Source organism: Streptomyces sp. WAC 06738 (genome assembly GCF_003945505.1).
In the GTDB taxonomy this organism is placed as follows: Bacteria; Actinomycetota; Actinomycetes; order Streptomycetales; family Streptomycetaceae; genus Streptomyces.
On record NZ_CP029618.1, the window covers coordinates 4,511,400 to 4,529,744 of the forward strand.

At 72.6% G+C, this 18,345-nt stretch carries 14 protein-coding genes, 2 tRNA genes and 1 pseudogene; 9 read left to right on the forward strand and 8 right to left on the reverse strand.

What is annotated here, in order from left to right; genetic code table 11:
• Nucleotides 1–218: 218 nt before the first annotated feature.
• The 3 genes from DMB38_RS19655 to DMB38_RS19665 form a co-directional block, all read right to left on the reverse strand.
• The gene (locus tag DMB38_RS19655; protein WP_125936277.1) at nucleotides 219–2,567 is read right to left on the reverse strand and encodes a glycoside hydrolase family 95 protein; all 2,349 of its coding nucleotides are present in this window, start codon (nucleotides 2,565–2,567) and stop codon (nucleotides 219–221) included.
• 156 nt (nucleotides 2,568–2,723) lie between these two features.
• A complete protein-coding gene (locus tag DMB38_RS19660) occupies nucleotides 2,724–4,007 on the reverse strand; it encodes a glycoside hydrolase family 71/99-like protein (RefSeq protein WP_240662378.1) in 1,284 nt (427 codons plus the stop codon).
• 193 nt (nucleotides 4,008–4,200) lie between these two features.
• Nucleotides 4,201–4,659, reverse strand: coding sequence for an Lrp/AsnC family transcriptional regulator (locus DMB38_RS19665; RefSeq protein ID WP_078898368.1), 459 nt, complete (start codon nucleotides 4,657–4,659; stop codon nucleotides 4,201–4,203).
• Between the two features lie 62 nt (nucleotides 4,660–4,721).
• On the opposite strand from DMB38_RS19665, the gene DMB38_RS19670 reads away from it, so the two are divergent.
• Nucleotides 4,722–5,423 (forward strand): AzlC family ABC transporter permease, encoded by a 702-nt coding sequence (locus tag DMB38_RS19670; RefSeq protein WP_125936278.1) that lies wholly within the window; start codon nucleotides 4,722–4,724, stop codon nucleotides 5,421–5,423.
• The gene (locus tag DMB38_RS19675) at nucleotides 5,416–5,751 is read left to right on the forward strand and encodes an AzlD domain-containing protein (protein WP_125936279.1); all 336 of its coding nucleotides are present in this window, start codon (nucleotides 5,416–5,418) and stop codon (nucleotides 5,749–5,751) included. The genes DMB38_RS19670 and DMB38_RS19675 overlap by 8 nt, the downstream gene beginning before the upstream one ends.
• A gap of 157 nt (nucleotides 5,752–5,908) precedes the next feature.
• Here DMB38_RS19675 and DMB38_RS19680 read toward each other — a convergent pair whose 3' ends face one another.
• The gene (locus DMB38_RS19680) at nucleotides 5,909–8,653 is read right to left on the reverse strand and encodes a glycoside hydrolase family 97 catalytic domain-containing protein (RefSeq protein WP_125936280.1); all 2,745 of its coding nucleotides are present in this window, start codon (nucleotides 8,651–8,653) and stop codon (nucleotides 5,909–5,911) included.
• A 103-nt stretch (nucleotides 8,654–8,756) separates the two neighbouring features.
• Nucleotides 8,757–10,397, reverse strand: coding sequence for a metallophosphoesterase (locus tag DMB38_RS19685; RefSeq protein WP_125936281.1), 1,641 nt, complete (start codon nucleotides 10,395–10,397; stop codon nucleotides 8,757–8,759).
• A 60-nt stretch (nucleotides 10,398–10,457) separates the two neighbouring features.
• Here DMB38_RS19685 and DMB38_RS19690 point away from each other — a divergent pair, with 60 nt between their 5' ends.
• Complete coding sequence (locus tag DMB38_RS19690; protein ID WP_186462007.1) at nucleotides 10,458–10,808, forward strand: metallopeptidase family protein; 351 nt, start codon at nucleotides 10,458–10,460, stop codon at nucleotides 10,806–10,808.
• 157 nt (nucleotides 10,809–10,965) lie between these two features.
• On the opposite strand, the gene DMB38_RS19695 is transcribed toward DMB38_RS19690, so the two are convergent.
• Nucleotides 10,966–11,517: a hypothetical protein gene (locus DMB38_RS19695; RefSeq protein WP_240662380.1), complete on the reverse strand. Its 552-nt coding sequence runs from the start codon at nucleotides 11,515–11,517 to the stop codon at nucleotides 10,966–10,968.
• A 334-nt stretch (nucleotides 11,518–11,851) separates the two neighbouring features.
• Here DMB38_RS19695 and DMB38_RS19700 point away from each other — a divergent pair, with 334 nt between their 5' ends.
• Together DMB38_RS19700 and DMB38_RS19705 are read left to right on the forward strand one after the other, a co-directional pair.
• Entirely contained in the window at nucleotides 11,852–13,981 is a 2,130-nt protein-coding gene (locus tag DMB38_RS19700) for a DEAD/DEAH box helicase (RefSeq protein WP_240662381.1), read from the forward strand.
• 128 nt (nucleotides 13,982–14,109) lie between these two features.
• Nucleotides 14,110–14,182, forward strand: a tRNA-Lys gene (locus DMB38_RS19705).
• Nucleotides 14,183–14,481: 299 nt separating this feature from the next.
• On the opposite strand, the gene DMB38_RS19710 is transcribed toward DMB38_RS19705, so the two are convergent.
• Nucleotides 14,482–15,606 carry an Arm DNA-binding domain-containing protein gene (locus tag DMB38_RS19710; protein ID WP_125936282.1) on the reverse strand — a complete coding sequence of 375 codons (1,125 nt, stop codon included), beginning with the start codon at nucleotides 15,604–15,606 and terminating at the stop codon, nucleotides 14,482–14,484.
• Complete coding sequence (locus DMB38_RS19715; protein ID WP_125936283.1) at nucleotides 15,603–15,941, reverse strand: hypothetical protein; 339 nt, start codon at nucleotides 15,939–15,941, stop codon at nucleotides 15,603–15,605. Before DMB38_RS19715 ends, DMB38_RS19710 begins: the two co-directional genes overlap by 4 nt.
• Here DMB38_RS19715 and DMB38_RS36970 point away from each other — a divergent pair.
• The 4 genes and pseudogenes from DMB38_RS36970 to DMB38_RS19730 all read left to right on the forward strand — a co-directional run.
• Nucleotides 15,922–16,442, forward strand: a pseudogene (locus DMB38_RS36970) (hypothetical protein); the annotation flags it as partial. The gene DMB38_RS19715 and the pseudogene DMB38_RS36970 overlap by 20 nt on opposite strands.
• 52 nt (nucleotides 16,443–16,494) lie before the next feature.
• Complete coding sequence (locus DMB38_RS19725; protein WP_125939149.1) at nucleotides 16,495–16,986, forward strand: YfbM family protein; 492 nt, start codon at nucleotides 16,495–16,497, stop codon at nucleotides 16,984–16,986.
• Nucleotides 16,987–17,294: 308 nt separating this feature from the next.
• Nucleotides 17,295–17,369: transfer RNA gene (locus DMB38_RS36185), tRNA-OTHER, on the forward strand.
• A 346-nt stretch (nucleotides 17,370–17,715) separates the two neighbouring features.
• A complete protein-coding gene (locus DMB38_RS19730) occupies nucleotides 17,716–18,321 on the forward strand; it encodes a nuclear transport factor 2 family protein (RefSeq protein ID WP_164716042.1) in 606 nt (201 codons plus the stop codon).
• Nucleotides 18,322–18,345 lie beyond the last annotated feature (24 nt).

Sequence of the window (18,345 nt, forward strand, 5' to 3'; positions counted from 1 at the left end):
TTCCTGTCCAGCTCGTGCCGCACATGTAAAACCAGGCGTGTTATTAAGTCAACGCCCCTTTCTCTCCTTTCGGTTGCCGGCCTGTAAAAGCCGCTGGTGAATTGTCAGGGGAACTAAAAGACGCCGCGCGCAATGCTGGAAAGAAACGGCCTGACAAACGCTCCCCGGGGCCCGGACCCGCGGCGCACATCGCGGGTCCGGGCGGTATGCGGGCCGGGTCAGCCGAAGGTGTACGTCTGGCCCGCCACCGCGTCGACGACCTGTTCGCCGCCGGGGAGCAGGTCGCTGCGGAGGGTGAGCCGGCGCGTGCGGTTCGCGTGCAGGGCGATGCGGGTGGCCCGGCCGCCGGACCAGGTGATGTCGAGCGTCGCGCCGCCGCGGGCGCGCAGGCCGCGTACGGAACCCGAGGGCCAGGCGCCCGGGAGGGCGGGCAGCACCTCGATGGGGCCGTGCTGGCTCTGGAGGAGCATTTCGGCGATGCCGGAGGTGGCGCCGAAGTTGCCGTCGATCTGGAAGGGCGGGTGGGTGTCCCAGAGGTTCGGCAGGGTGGACGACTTCAACTGCTCGCTCAGCATCTTGTGGGCGTGGTCGCCGTCGGTCAGCCGGGCCCAGAAGTTGATCTTCCAGGCTTTGCTCCAGCCGGTACCGCCGTCGCCGCGCGCGGTGAGCGACACCTTCGCCGCCTCCGCCCACTGACTCCCCACCTCGATCTGCCGCCCGGGGTGCAGGGCGAAGAGGTGGGAGACGTGCCGGTGGTCGTTGTTCTGGTCGTCCAGGTCCGCCTTCCACTCCTGCAACTGCCCCCAGCGGCCGATCCGCAGGCCCGGGTCGAGGGCGGCGAGGGTCTGTTCCAGGCGGGTGCGGAAGTCGGGGCTGTCGCCGAGGGTCTGCGCGGCCTCCAGGGTGCTGGTCAGCAGGTCGTACACGATCTGCTGCGACATGGAGCAGCCCGCGGTGAAGTCGCCCTGCTCGGGTGAGTAGCTGGGGGTGACCACCAGCTTGCCGTCGCGCGGGTCGGTGCGCAGGTTGGCGAGCCAGAACTCGGCGGCCTCCTTCATCACCGGGTACGCGGTGTTCCGCAGGTAGTCCGTCGAGCCGTCGAAGCGGTAGTGCTCGTACATCTGCTGCGTCAGCCAGGCCGCGGCCTCCGGGAACCAGAAGGACGACGCCCAGTCGTGCACGCCCGTGAAGCCGAAGGGGTTGGTCTCGTTGTGGACGACCCAGCCGCCGGTGGCGTAGATCTCCCGCGCCGAGACGCGGCCGGGGGCGCGCAGGGCTTCCACGAACTCGTCGTACGGGACGGTGGTCTCGGCGAGGTTGGTGATCTCGGCGGGCCAGTAGTTCATCTGGAGGTTGATGTTGACGTGGTAGTCGGCGCTCCACGGCGGGTTGGTGACGTTGTTCCACACGCCCTGGAGATTCGCCGGCGTCGACCCGGGCCGCGAGGAGGCGATGAGCAGGTAGCGCCCGTACTGGAAGAAGAGCGCCTCCAGCGCCCGGTCGGCCGCAGAACCGCTGCCGTAGCCGGCGAGGAGCCGGTCCGTGGGCTGCGCCGGCTGCTGCTGGCCGATGTCGAGCGCGACGCGGTCGAACAGCCCGCGGTGGTCGGCGACATGCCGCTGCCGCAGCGCGCCGTGGCCCGTCTGGACGGCCCGGTCGACGGCGCCGGTGACGCGGTCGTGCGGGTCGGCGCCGCGGTAGTCCGGGTACGTGCCGGCGTAGTCGGTGCCCGCGGCCAGCACGAACCAGGCGCTGTTCGCGCCGCTCACCGTCAGCGTGCCGTTCCCGCTCGACACGCTGCCGCCCTCGGTCAGCAGCCGTATCTGCGCCTCGAAGACCATCCCGTTGTCCTGGAGCGTGCCGCGGATCGTGAGCCGGTCGCCGCTCGCGGTGGCCTGGAAGTCGTTGCGCGGCGAGGCGTAGCGCAGGGTGAACGCCACCCGCCCCGGCAGGCTCGCCGTCAGCCGGCCCACCGCGACCCCGTCGGGATGGGAGACGAAGTACTCGCGGCGGTGGTCCGCGCCCTGGTGCGCGTACGCGACGGCCGCCACGCCCTCGGCGAGGTCGAGGTCGCGCCAGTACGAGCCGTCGGGAGCGCCGGGCGCCGACGGGTGGTCGAGCAGCAGCTCGCCGAGGATCTGGTACGCGCCGAAGCCGTGCTTGGACTGGCCGAGCTGCTGCGCGACGGTCTCGGGGCTGAGCCGCCCTTCGGCGTCGAGCCTGTCCTGCACCGCCTTCAGCGCGCCGGGCCGCGGGTCGCGCCAGTTGCCGAAGTCGTAGCCGCCGCCGGAGCCGGGGCCGCCGGTCCACAGCGTCTTCTCGTTGAGCGTCAGCCGCTCGGAGGCGAGCGTGCCGAACACCCCGACGCCCAGGGCCCCGTTGCCCAGCGGCAGCGATTCGCGCTCCCAGTCGGCGGCGGGCTTGTCGTACCAGAGCCGCCAGGTGTCGCCGGGGTCCGCCGCCGCGCGGCGGGCGGCGTACGCCAGGGCGGGGGTGCCCAGCGTGAGGGCGCCCGCGGCGGCGAGGGCGGATTTCACGGTGGTTCTGCGGGTGATGTCTCCGGACATGTCCACTCACCTCGAAGGTCGTTCGTGCGACGGAAGGACTCGGGTGGTGCGGGCGCCGGGGCACGGTGCCGGGGCGCACGGCGCGCGGGCGTGCGGGCAGGGGCGCCCGCCGGACGCGCCCGCGGGGGCGGTACGGGCGGGTCCGGCGGGGCGCGCTCAGGGCCGCGGCGGCGTGGGCCGGTTCGGGGTGAGGGCGAGCTGGCCCTTCAGCATCCGGCCGCCGTCCGCGGTCAGCCGCAGGTAGTAGTCCGAGGAGCAGGACGTGCCGTCCTCGTCCAGCGCGCGGATGCCGGAACCCGAGGGCACCTGGGACGCGTTCTCCGCCGTCTTGGCGATCTGGTTCGCCTCGTTGTACTCGTCGAACATGGAGATGTAGACGCCGGCGACGCCCAGCCGGACCAGGTGGTAGAACTGCCGCCACATCAGGTCGCCGTGCGCGCGGTGACCGCTCTGCAGGTCGCCGGGGATGACGCACGGCTGGTAGTCGATGCCGTGCGCGTCGCAGTCCGCCTTGTCGGGGCCGTTGACGTTGGCGGCGAAGTGGTCGGCGCCGCCGGTGTCGGAGATCCGGCCGACCATCCACGGCGAGATCATGTGGAAGGCGTGGTACACGTCGAGGAAGCCGGGGCGCGAGTCGGACTGGCCGGTGCGCCAGTGCGTGGGGACGCCGCCGATGACGTAACAGCCCTGGTTCTTGAACCAGTTGACGACGTCCAGGCAGGGCCCCGGCGTGAAGGGGCGGCCGTCGTCGTTGAAGCCGAAGCCCCAGATGCACACGACCGGCTTGCCGTTCTGCATCGCGTACGCGCCGGACGACGTGTACGCCTTCATCTTCGTCGTCCAGTCCTCCTTGATCTGGGACTGCATCTGCGTCCAGGAGGTGACGTCGTACATGATGTAGAACTTCCGCCCGTGCTTCTCCGCCGCCGCGCGCACCTTCGCGGCCATGCCGTCGCGCGTGGCGCCCTCGCCGCCGAAGGGGTTGAAGCGCTGCAGGGCGGCGGTGTCGCAGCCGTGCTCGGCCATCCAGCGGAAGTGCGTGTCGACCGTCTGGTCGTCCCAGGAGGAGAAGAGGGTGGCCGGGCCGCCGCCGTTGAGGTTCGCGTAGGCGGTGGGGTACGTGTTCTCGTACTCCCGCATGTCCGGCCAGGACGCGATGGTCGTGTTGTCCGGGGACGGCGGCCGGCTCATGTCGCGGCTCCAGTGCCACCACCCGTTGATCGGCGCGCCGTCGCCGGGGCAGGCGAACCAGCCCTGGTAGCCGACGGTCACCTTGCCGACCACGTCGCCCACGGGGCTCGCGGCGGGCCGCGCGCCCGCCTTCGCCGCCGCCGCGGGCTCCTCGGCGGCGCCGGCGAGCCGGGTGGAGAACACACCCCCGGCGGCCGCGGCGGAGGCGGCGGTGCCGGAGAGGATGAGCTTGCGTCTGGAAATCGTCACGAGGGCTTACCTCACGTTCGGGTCTGCGGTGGGGGAATTCCCGGCGGCGGCGAAAGGTGCCGCGCCAAGGGACGCGAGCCGTAACGTAGTCGGGCGCAAGTCGCCTAGCAAGAGATCCGACGAATGGAATTCGATTTCACCGCCCGCTTTTTTGTCAGGCCATTTATTTGACGAAATCGCACGCGCCGGAAAATCAGTCCACGACCTTGATCTTCTTCATCGTGGGTTGCGAGATGACCCGGGCGACGCCCGGGATCCCGATGATCTTCCCGGTCTGGAACCGCTCGTACGCCGCGTAGTCCGCGACCAGCACCCGCAGGAAGTAGTCGGGCGTGCCGAACACCCGCCGGAACTCCACCACCTCGTCGTACGCGCCGATCGTCGCCTCCAGCCCGGCGAGGGTGTCGAGGTCGCTCACCGACACCTCGATCGACACGATCACTTCGAGCCCGCGCCCCGCCGCCTCCTCGTCCACCCGCGCCCGGTACCCCGTGATGATCCCGGCCTCCTCCAGCCGCTTCACCCGCCGCAGGCAGGGCGGCGGCGTCAGCCCGACGCGGCGGGCCAGCTCGACGTTCGTCAGCCGGCCGTCCCGCTGGAGCTGACGCAAGATTTCACGATCAAGCTCGTCAAGTTTCCGTTCATTGCTCATGACGCCAGGTTAGCGCCACAATCCGCAACCATATGAGCCGCGGAAGTTTCTAGGATCGGCACATGCCGCACCAGCTACGCGCCGATCTCTCCCGGGCGCTCGCCGACTCCGGGTCCGTCGGGCTCGGCGCCTTCCCCATGGGCGTCGCGTTCGGCGTCCTCGTCGTCCACTCGGGCCTCGACTGGTGGTGGGCGAGCGTCTTCTCGGGCCTCATCTACGCCGGCTCGCTGGAGTTCCTCTTCCTCGGCCTGGTGCTGGCCGCCGCGCCGCTGGGGCAGATCGCGCTGACGGCGTTCACGGTCAACTTCCGGCACGTCTTCTACGCCCTGTCCTTCCCCCTGCACCGCGTCCGCGGTGGCGCGGCCAGGGCGTACAGCACCTTCGCGCTCTCCGACGAGGCGTACGCCGTCACCGCGCACCCCGCCGCGCAGTCCTACCCGGGGCGCCGCGTGCTGTGGCTCCAGGTCTTCATCCACCTCTACTGGGCCGGCGGCGCCACCACCGGCGCCCTGCTCGGCGCCGCCGTCCCCGCGGGCGTCGAGGGCCTGGACTTCGCCGTCACCGCGCTCTTCACCGTGCTGGCCCTCGACGCGCTGCGCGACCGGCCGGGGCTCGCCGTGCCCGCGCTGGCGCTGTGCTGCGCGCTGGCGGCGCGGTTCGCGGTGCCGGGCGGGCAGCTCTTCGCCGCGTTCGTGCTCTTCGCCGCCGCGCTCCTCGCCCGCTACGCCGCCGTACGGCGCCGGGAGGCGGGCGCACGTGCCTGACGCCCCCGCCGCCGGGTACCTGCTCGCCGCCGTCGCGGTCGCCGTCGCCGTCACCTGGGCGCTGCGCGCGCTGCCGTTCGCCGCGCTGGCGCCACTGCGGTCCAGCCCGCTCGTGGCGTACCTCGACGCGGCGATGCCCGTGGGCGTCATGGTGATCCTCGCCGCCTACACCCTGCGCCACCTCACCCCGCGCGACCCCGGGGCGGCGTGGCCGACGGTGCTCGCGCTGGCCGCCACCGTGGCCGTCCATCTGTGGCGGCGGAACGTGCTGCTGTCGATACTCGGCGGCACGGCGGTCCATGTGGTGCTCGCCAGCGCGGTGTTCTGAACCCCTCCGACGTCTGCGCCTTCCTTGTCCCGGTGAGTGCGGAATCGCCGGGAAGAAGTGGATTGCTCTCGACTCCCGTACGGGGAATGGGCTTTGCCCTGCGCACATGCCGCGGCCCGGCGGACGAATCCGCCGGGCCGCGAGGGTGTGGTGCCGTTCAGCCGCAGGTGACCTTCGGGTCGGCCCAGTCCGCGTGGTCGTAGCTGATGCCGTCGCCGCCGTCCGCCACCTCCAGGGTGAGGAGGTCGACGCCGGTCACGTCGGCCGTCACGGACTGCGCGGCGTCCGTGCCGCGCAGGGTGCCGGTCGTGGTCAGCTCGGTGCCGTCGCCGAGGACCCGGAAGCTCACCGAGCCGCGGTCGCCGACCTCGTCGTCCACGCCGGCCTGCGCGGCGAAGGAGGTGCACGCGCCGCCGAGGTAGACCGTCACGCGGGACGGCGCGTGGGCGCCGAGGCCCTTGGCGTACGTCGTGCCGCCGATGGTGAGCGGCGCACCGTCACCGGCGCCGTCGTCGCCCACGCTGGTGTCGATCTCGACCGGGCCCCAGCCGTTCGACGCCGTGAGCAGGTGCAGGTCGCCCACGTGCGCCTCGCCCTGTGGTACCGGCGGGGCGACCAGCACCCGCACGGCCCGCTCGACGTGCACCCGGGGCTCCGCGGGATCCGCCCCCGACGCGCGGTACTCCGCGACGACGGGCACGTCCACGTACCCCGGCTCCGCCGACTCCGGGACCCGTACCGTCCAGCTTCCCGACACCGCCTGCCCCGGCCGGAGCGCCGGGCGCGCCACGTCCTCGCCCGCCGCCGTCCAGCCGGCCCGCGGCCGGGCGCCGAGGGTGACGTTCCGCAGCGTCGCGGACTCCCCGTCGGCGGCGGCGAAGCGGCCGGTGACCTCGATCTCGTCGCCGGGCGACACGGTCGCCGAGTCGGGAGTGATCGCGAGCCCGGTGGCCGGCGTGGTCCGTACCGGCTCGTCGCACGTCGACCGGCCGTTCTCGGCGGCGCAGACGACCGCCACGAACCCGCCGTTCTCCGCCACCGGCACGGTCAGGCGGGCGTCGCCGCCGACCCTGCGGGTCTCGCGGGCCAGCCCGTCCGCGCCGTCCGTCACCAGCTCCACCAGCAGCCGCTCGCCGTCGTCCGCGCCGAGCCGGCCGACGTCCACCTCGGAGGTACCGGCCGCGCCCGCGTGGATGCCGCCGACGAACCAGCGGTCGCCGGCGCGCCGCGCCAGCACCGCGCCGTCGCCCGGCCGCCCGCCGAGGTAGCGGGTCTCGTCCCACACCGTGGGCAGTTGGTCGAGCACGCGCTCGGCCTCGGGCAGCGTGGCGTACGTCTCCGGGCTGTCCGCGGGGTGCTGGAGCCCGGACTCGTAGACGACGGGCAGCGCCAGCTCGTGCGCGTCGCTGTGCGTCCTGTTGGTCATGGAGAAGGTGCCGGGCGTGACGTCGGCGGAGCCGACGACGTTCCGGGTGAACGGCAGCATCGTGTTGTACGTGGGCGTGAGCGGCTGGTTGAAGGAGTAGTACTCGTGCCCGCGCACCGCCTCGTACGTCATCAGGTGCGGCCAGGTGCGCTGGAGGCCCTTCGGCAGCGTCGCGCCGTGGAAGTTGACGAGCAGCTTGTGCTCGGCGGTGGCGGCGAGCACGTCCTCGTACCAGGCGTGCCTGCCGACGCCCTCGGGCTCGCCCCCGCCGGAGTTCATGAAGTCGACCTTGACGCCCTTGACGCCCCAGTCGTTCAGCTCGCCGAAGACGGTGTCCATCTCCTGCGGGGTGTCGACCTCCCACCAGCGGAACCAGAGCAGGATGTCGACGCCCTTGGTGCGCGCGTACCGCACCAGCTCCGGCACCCACTCGCGGCTCCAGCCCTCGTCGACCAGCGTGTACTCCCAGCCGTGCGCGGCCGCGTAGTCGACGTAGTCCTTCTGCCGCTCGAAGTCCCGCGGGCTGTCGTGCTCGACGAGCCAGGACCAGGAGACGGTGCCGGGGCGGATCCAGGAGGTGTCGGAGAACTCGGCGTCCGGCGCGAGGTCGCTGACGAGCGTCGACTCGGTGACGGTCGCCAGGTCCCCGACGATCGCCGTACGCCACGGGGTCGCCAGGTCGCCGGGGGAGACGACCTCGGCCTCGGCGAGCGCCACGTCGTACGCGCCGCCGCCGGCGGCGTGCGCGAGCTTGCTGCCGGGGTACGTGGAGTCCATGCCGGACTCGGTGAGCAGCACGTAGTCGTCGGCGGCGACCTCGAAGAGCGCGGGGTAGCCGTAGTCGTCCGCGGCGGCGCCGCCCGCGGTGGTCTCGCCGCGTACCTCCTCGTACCAGGAGGTGTGCGGCAGCAGCCAGGCGGGCGCGTCGGCGGGCAGCCGGTAGCCGCTGGCCTCGCCGGTGACGACGGTGCCTTCGGAGTCGGGCAGTTCGTAGCGGAAGGCGACGCCGTCGCGGGCGACGCGGACGACGAGGTCCATGCGCACGCCGCCGTCGCCGCGCAGCGCGAAGCGGGACTCCGTCATGGGGGAGTCCACGCGGCGCTGCTTGCCGGTGGTCATCGCGTACCGCTCGCGCAGGCTGCGGTCGTCGCGGCCGAGGACGTCGAGCCCGCGGGTGAGGTCGGCGCCCTTGGTGCGCAGGCCCAGCGGGGAGTCGGGGAGGACTACGTCCCCGCCCCGGCGGACGGTGAGCGTGAGGGCACCGGTCGCGTCGTCGCGGACGACGTCGGCGGCGAGTTGATCTTTGTTGCCTTGTGGTGGGGCCACGGTCCAGACATCGGAGGTCGTGGCGGTAGGGGTCGGGGGGTCGGGGACGGGCGTCGCCGCGGCGGGTGAGAGCCAGGCGGTGGCCAGGACAGTGAACGCGGTCAGCATGGTGCCGGCCGGCCGCCGTCCCAGCGGGCCGAAGAGGGGCACGGGTGCTCCTTACACATCGGATGAGCAGGAGGAACCGATGAACTGACGTGTTGCACTCTGTTGGTTCGCGTCTGGTTGAGTTAATTCTTGTGAGGGAGGGCTGTCAAGAGTCCTCGCCGGGCGCGCCCGACGGGTCCGTCCCATCGGCGCCACCGGGCTGGTTCTCCTCCACGAGATGGCGGCTGACCTCCGCCGACGTCAGCCCCAGCCCGCCCAGCGTGATCTCGTCCCACGCCTGCAGCCTGCGCGTACTCCGGTCGAGATAGAGCACGGACGCGCTCACCTTCTCCGGTACGTCCTGCTCCACCGCGCGCAGCCCGCCGCCGCCCGCCGAGCCCTCGACCATCAGCCGCGTGCCGTCCGGCAGGTCGTGCTGCTTGCGGTTGTGGCGGTGGCCGGCCAGCGCCAGCGGCACCAGACCGTCGACCTCCTCCAGCGCCACCGGGTTGTGCGCGATGGCCAGGTCCGCGGGCCGGCCCCGGTCCCGTAGCCCGGCGAGCGCCGCGGCCAGCCGCTCGCCGGCCGCCGTCTCCGCGGGGTCGCCGGCCGCGGCGACGGAGCGGTCGGGGGTGAACTGCGGATCCCCGATCCCCGCGATCCGCACCCCCGCCACGACCACCGACTCGCCGTCGTCCACGACCCGCGCGTTCTTCTGCCGCTCGACGGCGGCCTGGGTGGCGAGCGAGTCGTGGTTGCCGCGGACCCACACGTACGGAACGCCGAGCGTGGCGATCGGGTCGAGATAGACGTTCTCCGCCTCCGAGCCGTGGTCCATCGTGTCGCCGGTGTCGATGACGGCGTCCAGTTCGTACTGGTCGACCAGCGAGCGGATGATGCCCCACGCGGCGGGGTTGAGATGCATGTCGGAGACGTGCAGGAAGCGGACGGTGGAGGGGTCGGGGCGGTACGCGGGGAGGGTGGACGCGGCGTCGTACAGCTTGCTGACGTTGGTCACCAGGCGGGCCAGCTCCTGCTGGTACACGTCGAACTCGGTGACGATGCTGCGCGCGTCGCCGATGACGCTGGGCGCGCTCGTCAGCAGCCCGGAGTACTTCGGCTCCAGCACGGACTTGGGATTCCACGTCGCGAAGGCGCTGGCGCCGGACGCGGCGAGCAGCGCGAGTGCCAGCCCGCCGGCGGCCAGCGCCCGGCGCGGCGTGCGGTAGACGGCGAGCCCGAGCGCGGTCGCCCCGACGAGGGCGGCACCCCCGGAGCGTACGCCCAGATCGACCGTGCTCCGGCGGATGTCCGCGGCCACCTCCTCCTCCAGCCCGGAGAACTCCTCGGGGTGCGCGACGAGCGCGCGGGAGCGGTCCGGGTCGAGCCGCTCGACCTCGACGTCGAGGCGGAGGGGGGCGTCGTGGCTGTCCATGTCGATGGCGCCGAGCGGCGAGACGCTGATGCGGGTGTCGCCGGTGACGCTCGGCGTGAGCGCCATCCGGGTGTCCACGGGCCCCACCGACGTCTCCACCCCGCCGACGACGAGCAGCCCGAGCCCGGCCCCGACGACCGTGACGGCGGCGAGGCCGAGGGCGCGCGCGTACGGATGGGGGCGCTGGACGAGGGACGACTCGACCCGGCGCCGCCGGGGCGCACGCGGCGGGTGCGCCCGCCGCGCTCCGCGCGCCCGGTCGGCCAGGCGGCGGACGGCGGCGGGGAAGCGGCGGAGACGGGCGGGGGCGCGGCGGAGCCGCTCGAACAGTGCGCGGACGGGCGAGACCGCAAAAGGCACTTCGCGGGCCATTCGCAACGTATGCCCGGTGTGAGCCGTCACTATTCGGTGGCCTGAAGCAGAATGGGCCATGTGCTGGACATGTCGAACGAAGAGTTCGAGGAACTGGTCGCGCAGGCGCTCGACCGGATCCCGGCGGAGCTGACCCGGCTGATGGACAACGTCGCGGTCTTCGTCGAGCCCGAGCCGCCGCCGGACGACCCCGGCCTGCTCGGCCTCTACGAGGGCACGCCGCTGACGGAGCGCGGCGAGTGGTACGCGGGGGTGCTGCCGGACCGGATCACGATCTACCGCGGACCGACGCTGCGGATGTGCGAGTCGCGGGAGGACGTGGTGGCGGAGACGGAGATCACGGTGGTCCACGAGATCGCCCACCACTTCGGCATCGACGACGACAGGCTGCACGCGCTGGGGTACGGCTGAGCGGCGCGCCCCGGGCGGCGCGCGTGCGGCGGTAACGCAACTCACCGTGCGGGACGGCCTGATGACGGCGGTCCGCGCTTCCGCCCGCGGCGGTGGCGGCGGTCAGGCGGAGGGGAGCCGGGGGAGGAGCCGCCGGCGCCCGCGGCGGTGGCGGCGGTCAGGCGGAGGGGAGCCGGGGGGAGGAGCCGCCGGCGCCCGCGGCCGTGCCGCCGCCGGTCGTGTCGTCGCCGGTGGGCGTCGGGGTCGGGGTCGGTGTGGGGGTCGGCGTCGGGTCCGGGACCGTGGGGGTCGGGGACGGGGTCGTCGGCTGGGGGCGGGGGCGCGGGGTGGTGGGTCGCGGGGGGTCCGGCGTGCCGCGGGTGCCGCCCGCGTCTGCGGGTTCGCGGGTGCCGGGGGACGGCGACTCCGGGTCGGCCGCGCCGTCGCTCCTCCGGCCCGTGGCGGAGGGCTCCTTCTCGTGGCCGTCGCGCTCGCCGGCGGGCCCCCCGGCCCCGCCCGCCTCGCCGGTGCCGGTGCCGCCGGCCGCGGCGGACGGTGCGTCGTTGACCCGTACGCCGCCGTCGGGCTCGGTGCCGCTGCGGCCCGAGCCGGGGTCGGGCGCGCCGGGCCTGCCGGAGCCGGAGACGGTCATGCACCCGCCGAGCGCCAGCACCGCCAGCGTGGCGGCTGAGATCCGCAGGGCGGCGGCACGGGCTGTCGGCTCAGGCATGGGGAGCCCCTTTCAGGACGTGTCGTACACTCAACTCCCCAGCGCCCGCGGAGGACACGGGGCGCGTCGCGGGGCGCACCGACCGGCGCGTACCCGATCCGCACGCCCTGGGACACCACCCCGCGAGCCGTGCCCGCGGAACGGATTTGCCAGCCGGGCCCCGGGGTGCGTACTCTGGTAGATCGTTTGATCCCATTTGCCCGGCGCCCCACCGAAGTGCGCCGTGTGTGGCGCGTTCCCTTCCCTGCCGTGGCAGACCGCAAGAGGCGGTCCGTGTACATCCGCCGCGGAGTCGTGGCGCGTGCCGACGACTGCGGAAGGCTTTAACTCGTTCATGTCTGAAACCCCTGTGCTCGCCCCTGCCCTCGACGAGGCGGAGACGTCCGAGGTGACCGAGATCACCGAGGCGCCCGAGACCGCTGCCGCCGACGGAACCGGCGACACCGCCGTCACCGGCGATGCCCCGGAGGCCGCCGCGCCGACCTTCGGCGACCTCGGCCTGCCGCGCGGCGTCGTGGCCAAGCTCGCGGACTACGGCGTCACCACCCCGTTCCCGATCCAGGCCGCCACCATCCCCGACGCCCTCGCCGGGCGCGACGTCCTCGGCCGCGGCCGCACCGGCTCCGGCAAGACCCTCTCCTTCGGCCTGCCGCTGCTCGCGACCCTCGCCGGCGGCCACACCGACCCCAAGCGCCCTCGCGGCCTCATCCTCACCCCGACGCGCGAGCTGGCCATGCAGGTCGCCGACGCCCTCCAGCCGTACGGCGACGTGCTGCGGCTGTCGATGAAGGTCGTCTGCGGCGGTACGTCCATGGGCCGCCAGATCGGCGCGCTGGAGCGCGGCGTCGACGTGCTCGTCGCCACCCCCGGCCGGCTGCGCGACGTCATCGACCGCGGCGCCTGCTCCCTCGACCGGGTGCAGATCGCCGTGCTGGACGAGGCCGACCAGATGGCCGACCTGGGCTTCCTGCCCGAGGTCACCGAGCTGCTCGACCAGGTGCCGCCGGGCGGCCAGCGGATGCTGTTCTCGGCGACGCTGGACAAGGGCGTCGGCACGCTCGTCGAGCGCTACCTGGTCGACCCGGTCAGCCACGAGGTGGACCCGTCGGCGGGCGCGGTGACGACGATGACGCACCACGTGTTCGTCGTGAAGCCGCGCGACAAGGCGCCGGTCACGGCCGCCATCGCGGCGCGCAAGGGCCGCACCATCGTCTTCGTACGCACCCAGCTCGGCGCCGACCGCGTCGCCGACCAGCTCCGCGAGACCGGCGTGCGCGCCGCCGCGCTGCACGGCGGCATGACGCAGGGCGCGCGCACGCACACGCTGGCGGACTTCAAGGACGGCCGGGTGCACGCGCTGGTGGCGACGGACGTCGCCGCGCGGGGCATCCACGTCGACGGCATCGACCTGGTGCTGAACGTCGACCCGGCCGGCGACCACAAGGACTACCTGCACCGCGCGGGCCGCACGGCCCGCGCCGGCGAGTCCGGCACGGTCGTCTCCCTCGCGCTGCCGCACCAGCGCCGCACGGTCTTCCGCCTGCTGGAGGACGCGGCGGTGGACGCCTCGCGGCACATCATCAGCGGGCGCGGGGCGTTCGACCCCGACGTGGCGCGGATCACCGGTGCGCGGTCGATCGACGAGGTGCAGGCGGAATCCGCGGCTCAGGCGGCGACGGCCGCGGAGCGGGATGTGACGCAGTTGGAGGCCCAGTTGGAGCGGGCCCGCAAGCACGCGGCGGACCTGCGCGCGGAGGCGACCCGCCTGGCGACGCGCGCGGGCGTGACGCCGGAGCAGCCGGCGTCGGCGGCCTCGACGGCCGAGCAGGCCGGGGCCGACGCGGGGGCGGAGACCGCGCCTGCGGAGCCCCGGTCCGAGGCCCGCTCGTACGATGCCCGCGCCGACCGCGGGTACGACCGCGCGGACCGCAACGGGACCCGGCAGGACCGCAGGGAGCAGCGCTTCCGGGAGTTCGACAGGTCGGGCGACTCGCGCCGCACCGATCGCGAGTACCCGCGCCGCGACAACAGGGACGGCCGGGAGACCCGGGACTACCGGAACGACCGCAGGGACGACCGCCGCGACGACCGTTCCTACGACCGCAGGGACGACCGCCCGTCGTACGACCGCCGCGACGACCGCTCGTACGGCACCCGTGAGCCCCGCTCGTACGACCGCCGCGACACCCGCCGCGACGACCGCGGCACCCGCCCGTACGACCGCGGCACACGCTCGTACCCCCGCCGCGACGACCGCGGCGCCGCCCGCCCCTACGACCGCGACAACCGCCGCCCCTACGAGCGCCGCGACTCCGCCGACCGCTCCCGCTTCGGCGGCGACCGCCCGGCGGGCCGCGACCGCCGCGACGGCCGCCCGTACAGCCACGACCGCCGCACCACGGACGACCGCCGCACGGACAAGCCCCGCTGGAAGCGCCAGGACCGCAACAACCGCAAGGGCTGACCGCACCCCCACGGGCCCCCTCCCCCAGGAGGGGGCCCACACGCGTCCGCGCCGTCGCGGCCGGCGCCCCGCCCGCCAGGGGATATCCGCTCGGGGGCACGCCGGGGTCCGGGCTATGCTGGCCGGGCGGGCCGCTAGCTCAATTGGCAGAGCACCGGACTTTTAATCCGTTGGTTGTGGGTTCGAGTCCCACGCGGCCTACCGGTTGCACCGGCATCCAAACCCCCGCTGACCTGCGTCTGCGGGGGTTCCGTCGTCTCCGGCGCGGTCCCGTCCGGCGAATCTGCAGGCGAGGTGGTCACAGAGTGGTCACGCTCGTCATCGGTCGGTGCAGAGGACGCGGCACGACGGCGACGTGGCACGAGAGCCGAGGCGCGGTCCGCAGCGTCTCGGCCGACGCCGCCGAGCAGGTGTGAGTACGTGTCCGACGTGATCGAAATGGAGGAGTGGCCAAGCCGCTTCGAGACGATGGCCATCTCGACGCCGGCGGCGAGCATGAGCTACGCCTGCCCGTGGCGCAGGTCGTGAAGCCGTACGCGACGCAAGCGGCGTCGCTCCTCGTCGGGCAGGTGTGCGTCGTCGTCGAAACGCACCTCGTTGACCAGGTCGGCGAACAGCTTGCTGACGTCGTCGGGGCGCAGCGGGTTGCCGTCCTCGCGGGGGAACACGAGACCGTGGTCGGCGTACGCCTCGCCCCACTGCACGCGCTCGGTGTCCTGCCGTAGCTTGTGGGCGATGAGCGCGCCGACGGTGCCCTCGTCGAGGTCGACGACGCGATCCTCACCGGACGCGGTCTTGGGCTTGCCGAACGACACCCCGAGGTGGCCCGGCTCGCAGTACGGGCACGGGGCCGGCGCCTGCTTGTTCTTCTTCCGGCCGCTCTCCTGGACGACTTGCTGCCGCACCACGATGACCCGGTTGGCGAGGTCGATGTCGTCCCAGCGCAGGCCGACGGCCTCGCCCCGGCGCAAGCCGGTGCCCGCGATGACCTCGTAGAGGGTCCCGAGCCGATGCGTCCCGATGTGGTCGAGGAACGCCCCGAGTTCGTCGGGCTCCCACGGCCGCGCCTTGGGCCGCTTCGCCTTGGGCAGCTCGATGTCCTTGGCAGCGTTGAAGGTGACTAGTCGCTGCCGTACGGCGGTGGACAGGGCCGAGCGCAGCGTCGCATGGACGCGCCGGATCGTGGCGGCCTTGCGCTTGCCGTTGTCGAGGTCGACGAGCAGCCGGTCGACGTGCGGCGGGCGCAGGTCGCGCAGACGCAGCCGGCCGAGGTGCGGTATGAGGTGCTGCTCGACGTGGCCGCGGTAGCTGCGCAGTGTGGAGGCACGCAGGCCGGCCCGCGCCTTCTTCTCAAGCCACTGCTCAAGCCACGCGGCGACGGTCGTTCCCTCGTCGTGGGTGTAGGTGCCCTTGTTGACGCGCTCAAGCAGCTCGGCGAGCGCGGCCTCGGCATCGTCCGCGGTGCGAAACCCGCCCTTGCGCATCTGCTTGCGCTTGCCGTCCGGGCCGAAGCCTACGTCGGCGACGTAGTACCAGGCGCCATGATCCTTCCGGCAGTTCTTCCGCCGCCCTTTGGCGTCGTAGACCGCGGGGCACTTGCATCTCTTGTACGTCGACCCCTTCATCGCACATCCCCCCCGGAAGATTCCTCGATGGTTGAGTGGAACTCGTCGAAACCACCGAACTCGCCCGCCCGGTCGTCGTCGACGTGCCGAAGTTCGGGAGGCAGCGGCGGCACCAGTAGGTCACGTTCGCGCAGGTCAGACCGGATTTCCCGCAATCTGTCTTCATAGCGTGCACGTGTCTTGGACAGCTCCGCCCGTGCGTGTTCTTCGCTCAACCCCATGCGCCGTACGCCCCGCTCGGCGGCATGCCAACTGCTCACGGCGCCGTGGTGGCTCTGGTACAGACGGATAGGCGCCGCGCCGACCTCCCAGCCCGTTTCCCCGGTCATGGTCAAGCAGATCACCGCGCACTGGGCCGGCCGCCGCGTACCGGAGTTCGTCTGCGCCGAGGTGCTGGACTACCTCACGGGCACCGGCCGAACGTGGGACGCGGTGTACTCCATCTTCGGCGCCGCCTGGTTCACCGACCCCGTCAAGCTGCTCCCGCTCGTCGCCCAGCGCCTGACCCCGGGCGGCGTGTTCGCCTTCTCCCAGCCGCCGCCTGGTTCACCGACCCCGTCAAGCTGCTCCCGCTCGTCGCCCAGCGCCTGACCCCGGGCGGCGTGTTCGCCTTCTCCCAGCCGCCGCCCATTCCCGGGGCGTACGGCCCGCAGGGCATGTACAAGGGCGGCTTCGCCGGGAAGGCCCTGTACACCTACCGCTACAGCTACACGCCGCGGAAGTGGCGAATCCTGCTGGAGCGCGCCGGCTTCACCGACATCGCGGTCGACGTGCTCCAGGCGCCGAAGCGGGACCACATCGGCACCCTCATCGCCCGCGCCGCCCTGACCGCATGAACGTCCGCCGCGTCCCAGTGTCGGTGGTGCCTCGTACCCTGCGCGGGTGAGCATGAATGGTGAGTACCTGCGTGTAACACCGGCCGAGTTGGCCAGGGCGGTCAAGGATCCGGACTGGGCGTTCGAGTACGTCATGGAGATCATGGAGACAGACGGCATCAATGACGTTGCTCCCTCGGATGCACGGCAGCTGACGACCCACAAGGCGTTCGATGCCATCGCATTCCTCCTTGAACGCGCGAGTTTCCCCGTCGACATCGTTCATGGCGAGCAGACGTTCACGAGCGAGGACTGGGGCTATGGGCCGGCCAAGTACCTGGACGCAGATCAGGTCAAGCTCGCTGCCGAAGCCCTGGCCAGCTTGTCCTTCGAGGACTTGATCCGGGACGTGGACCCTGAGCAGATGACGGCCGCGCAGATCTACCCGCTCCTCTGGGATGAGGCCGACGCCCTGGAATGGGTGCGCGAGTGGTTCGACCCGCTGGCTCCGTTCTTCGGCGCCGCTGCCCAAGCAGGCGAGGCCATGCTGGTCTGGCTCGACTGAGTTCCCGCAGCCCACCTCGGCAGAGGATCCGTGGCAGTCACAGGTCGGCCGCTCGGCCGAACGGTCCGGCCGATGCCACACAGTTGTCGAGGGCGTGCTGACGGGTCTGGGCTCCTTGTACTGGAAGGGGTTCGGATCAAGGCGCCGCCCGGTGTTGTGAGCACTGGGCGGCGCCGTCGTTGTGTCGGCGGCGCGGTGGTCACGTGGTCACGGGTGTGGTCACGGACGCGCCGTAGAGGGCCGACACAGGGCGTACCGAACGGGGGAGCCCTAGCCTGCTGACCTGCTGATACGTGAGGTATCGTCACCGGGCATCACCCGGCGGCATGGTCGGATTTGAACTTTTAATCCGTTGGTTGTGGGTTCGAGTCCCACGCGGCCTACCGCTAGAGCCCAGGTCAGAGCGTCTCTGTCCTGGGCTGATGACGACACGGGCGGCGACGATCGCCGCACACCGCGGCCTCCGCCTGGCGCACCTGCCCACGGTCTGCCATCCACAGCTCCACCACCGGCGGGGGTGGAGGAGGCGGATCCCCCCTTCTCCTGCTCGGCGGCCAGCGGGTCGACGATCCGGTTCCGACCGCCGGATCGGTGCATACGCCCCCGACGTGAGCAGCCCCATCCCGCTCCGATGGACCGGGCCGTCTGCTCGACGGGTCTTTCGGTCGGCTTTCGCGTCGGTGCCGGATGCTCTGTCGATCGAGTCGACCGAACCCCGCGGAGGATGACATGACCCCGAACCCCGATCGACGCCGCCTGCTGCGCGGCACCGCCACCGGCGCCCTGCTCACCGGCATCGCCACGACGGGCGCGCTCGCCGCCCTCCCCGCTCAGGCGGCGCCGACCCGGACCGGCGTCGATCGGCACCGTGACCGGGTACTGCAGGTCGCGAACGCGGCGATGGACGCCTTCGACCGCGGCTGGCGTACCGGGGACTGGTCACGGTTCCTGGCGATGCTGACGGACGACTTCGGCTTCTGGTTTCCGGAGAGCCCCGCCCGCGGACGGTTCGAAGGAGGCGCGGGCCGGCAGGCGGTGGCCGAGTGGACGGCGTTCCACGCCGCCAACGGCAACCGCGTCCTCGGCACGCGCCGCCGGACCACCGTGGCCGGAGACAGAGTCTTCTACGAGTACGACTCCGTGGGTGCCTCGGCGAACACCGCGGCATACCGGAATTGGGAGTTCATCGTCATAGAGGTGAGCGGCAACCGGATCCGCGCCTTGCAGGAGTACTGGGGCGACGCCCGCCCCACCGCCGGCGGCGCCGTCGGCGCCCCGCAGGCCCCCGCACCTCGCCGGGACGGGCGGTCGACCGCGCACCCGGCAGCGAGCTGATCAGCGGCAGCAGCCGCTCCCCAG

Coding starts and splice junctions, on each gene's coding strand:
- DMB38_RS19695 (WP_240662380.1), bottom strand. CDS start 11,517: ATGCCTGAGCCGACAGCCCGTGCCGCCGCCCTGCGGATCTCAGCCGCC.
- DMB38_RS19685 (WP_125936281.1), bottom strand. CDS start 10,397: ATGGCCCGCGAAGTGCCTTTTGCGGTCTCGCCCGTCCGCGCACTGTTC.
- DMB38_RS19710 (WP_125936282.1), bottom strand. CDS start 15,606: ATGAAGGGGTCGACGTACAAGAGATGCAAGTGCCCCGCGGTCTACGAC.
- DMB38_RS19670 (WP_125936278.1), top strand. CDS start 4,722: ATGCCGCACCAGCTACGCGCCGATCTCTCCCGGGCGCTCGCCGACTCC.
- DMB38_RS19655 (WP_125936277.1), bottom strand. CDS start 2,567: ATGTCCGGAGACATCACCCGCAGAACCACCGTGAAATCCGCCCTCGCC.
- DMB38_RS19700 (WP_240662381.1), top strand. CDS start 11,852: ATGTCTGAAACCCCTGTGCTCGCCCCTGCCCTCGACGAGGCGGAGACG.
- DMB38_RS19665 (WP_078898368.1), bottom strand. CDS start 4,659: ATGAGCAATGAACGGAAACTTGACGAGCTTGATCGTGAAATCTTGCGT.
- DMB38_RS19725 (WP_125939149.1), top strand. CDS start 16,495: ATGAATGGTGAGTACCTGCGTGTAACACCGGCCGAGTTGGCCAGGGCG.
- DMB38_RS19730 (WP_164716042.1), top strand. CDS start 17,716: ATGACCCCGAACCCCGATCGACGCCGCCTGCTGCGCGGCACCGCCACC.